The organism is Peribacillus sp. NPDC046944, assembly GCF_050272735.1.
Classification (GTDB): domain Bacteria; phylum Bacillota; class Bacilli; order Bacillales; family DSM-1321; genus Peribacillus.
In genome coordinates this window covers 1-2,320 of the sequence record NZ_JBNNML010000027.1, presented here as the reverse complement: position 1 = coordinate 2,320, position 2,320 = coordinate 1, and the positions used below count along the sequence as shown (strand labels likewise).

The 2,320-nt window shown below is 32.2% G+C and carries 1 protein-coding gene; it reads left to right on the top strand.

Translation table 11 applies throughout. The features are described 5' to 3' along the window. Positions 1 to 901 precede the first annotated feature (901 nt). Positions 902 to 1,222 carry a hypothetical protein gene (locus ACQKIC_RS20810; RefSeq protein ID WP_427592234.1) on the top strand — a complete coding sequence of 107 codons (321 nt, stop codon included), beginning with the start codon at positions 902 to 904 and terminating at the stop codon, positions 1,220 to 1,222. The last annotated feature ends 1,098 nt before the right edge of the window (positions 1,223 to 2,320 follow it).

The window sequence follows — 2,320 nt, the reverse complement described above, 5'->3', positions numbered from 1 at the left end:
ACTTATTTTTAATCGCTGTGTTTTTCAGCGACCATTTCATCTTATCATTTTCTTTATAAGAAGTCAATAGTTTTTATTGTGTCATTTCTTCTAGCGATTCAGCTATAAGCAATGAAGTTTTGCGTTTGTTTTCTTAGTGCTTATTTATATTAATCCTTTTCAGTTTCAAAGTCAACACATTTAAGTGAAATACCTTATTATAATTTATTAGGATAATAATGTTCCTCCTCCATTGGATAACAAGTACCACTGACAGTACTCTTTAAGGGAAGGATTATCCCTCCACTCTTCATTTATACACAATAAGCTTTCAATGTTAATCAAGGACAATTATTACTTTCTACCATAAAGGGATAGCCTTTTAAATAAGGAGCAAATAATTTCTATATAGAGCCTTAGTCAGATATTACACACCACTCTTGTTACTCTTGCAGATATCATTCTAATATCACAATTATGAAACAAGTAAGCTGACATGAGTCTATATTAATATTAAAGGTCCATATCTAAGGTTAATGGAGAATCCCCTTATTGAACTTATGATAGAAAGCTGCACCACCAGGGGCGTAAATGAAACGAGTTCTCCTAATGTGAATGCTTAATATCCTTACACTCTGATTATACAGCTTAACTTATTAAGCGAATTTAAGTTACTTCTAACTCAAATATAACTCTTAAAACAGTCAGAGGGCATTACCCATTTACATGATACGGTGAAATTAATAACAAACGGTTCGTATTATGTTATAGGCTGTGTTAAAGATAAGGGTTGATTTTCGTAAGGGAATATTGTTTGTGAAATGTTACGCTTAAACTAACGAGGCGGTTTAGTTGAAGAAGGAGGACTTTTTATTAACTTAAAGAATAATAATTATTTTAGATCTATTAAGGGGGATTGTATATGCAATCAACAGACCCTACAACTTTTACAGAATGGGTGCAGCCACATTCGATAGAATGGTATAAACAACTTAGTGACATTCAGGGTAAATACATATATTCTTGGAATTCTACACTAACAGAGCCTAACGGAGAATCAATATTTGATAAAGAAGTAACTAAAATCACAGTTGGAAGGAAAGTATTGGATGTTGGATGTGGACACGGCGAGCTAACAAATGAATGTGGCTCGGTAGCAAAAGAAATAATAGGGTTTGATGTAACAGAAAAGTTCTTACAAGTTAGGCTAAAGATAAAAAACCAAATGTATCTTTTGTTTTAGGAAATATAAAAAATGGATTGCCTTTTGATGGATGAATTTGATTGTGCATACATAAGGAAAGGTCCTACATCCGCATATCCATACCTTAAGAAAGTTATAAAAAGTGGTGGCAAAATAATTGGTCTCCATCCTGGAGATGAGACAAATTATTACCCCTTTTATTTCCTAACCTCTTTGATTCTTCAATAGGAACTCCAATCTTAAATCTCATTAATCATAGAATTGATATTAGTAAGTTCTCTCATTCTAAGATTGAAGCAATAAATAGTACAGAGTATATTCACTCCCCATTGGATGTTTTAAAATTACGTTGTTTCGGTCAACACCCTTCCATTTATGAAACTTTAAAAGAAAAAAACTTGTATGAAGTATCTAAGATTTTCGAGCAAAATGCCACAAAAGATGGTTTACCTATAACATTTTCTTGTTATATAGTTCGAGCAACTGTTTAATATTTTCTTTTCTGCTTCTTATAGAACTAGCAGAGGCTTTAAAGTTATAAGTCCTGGAGTTGATCTTTTTTTAGAAAATCTAAAAGGAACTGATCTAATAGCCAGTTTTATTGACTATTGCGCGCAGCTCCTCTCAATTTATTATTTTAATTTTAAATTCCAATCATGAAGATTTTGAGTTAGGTCTTTGAAATCTATAATTAATATCATGTTGAATAGAGCGTTATAAATTACTGTTTATATGCTCATTACTTTCATTATTGAGTCTACCTTCATTAATAAAAAATAACCCGCAGTATAAGGGGTACAGATAATATTTAATTTGTTATGTAATATAGACCATCGTTTATAAAAAACACAGCACTTTAAATATGAGAATAAGGTTTTTTTAATATATGAGTGTGTAGAAAGGGATAAAACTTTGGAAGTCCCCTCCACCTTATAACGTAATTTGTAAAACTATTGCTAAAATAAGATATGAATTTAATTCTTTATTTATAGGTAAAGCTCTTTCCCTCTACAAAAGTAACCCATGTTCCATTTTTATTGAGAACACAAAAAAGGCCAGCCTAGTGGCTGACCTTGAAATGGCTTGGCGGCGTCCTACTCTCACAGGGGGAAACCCCCAACTACCATCGGCGCTGAA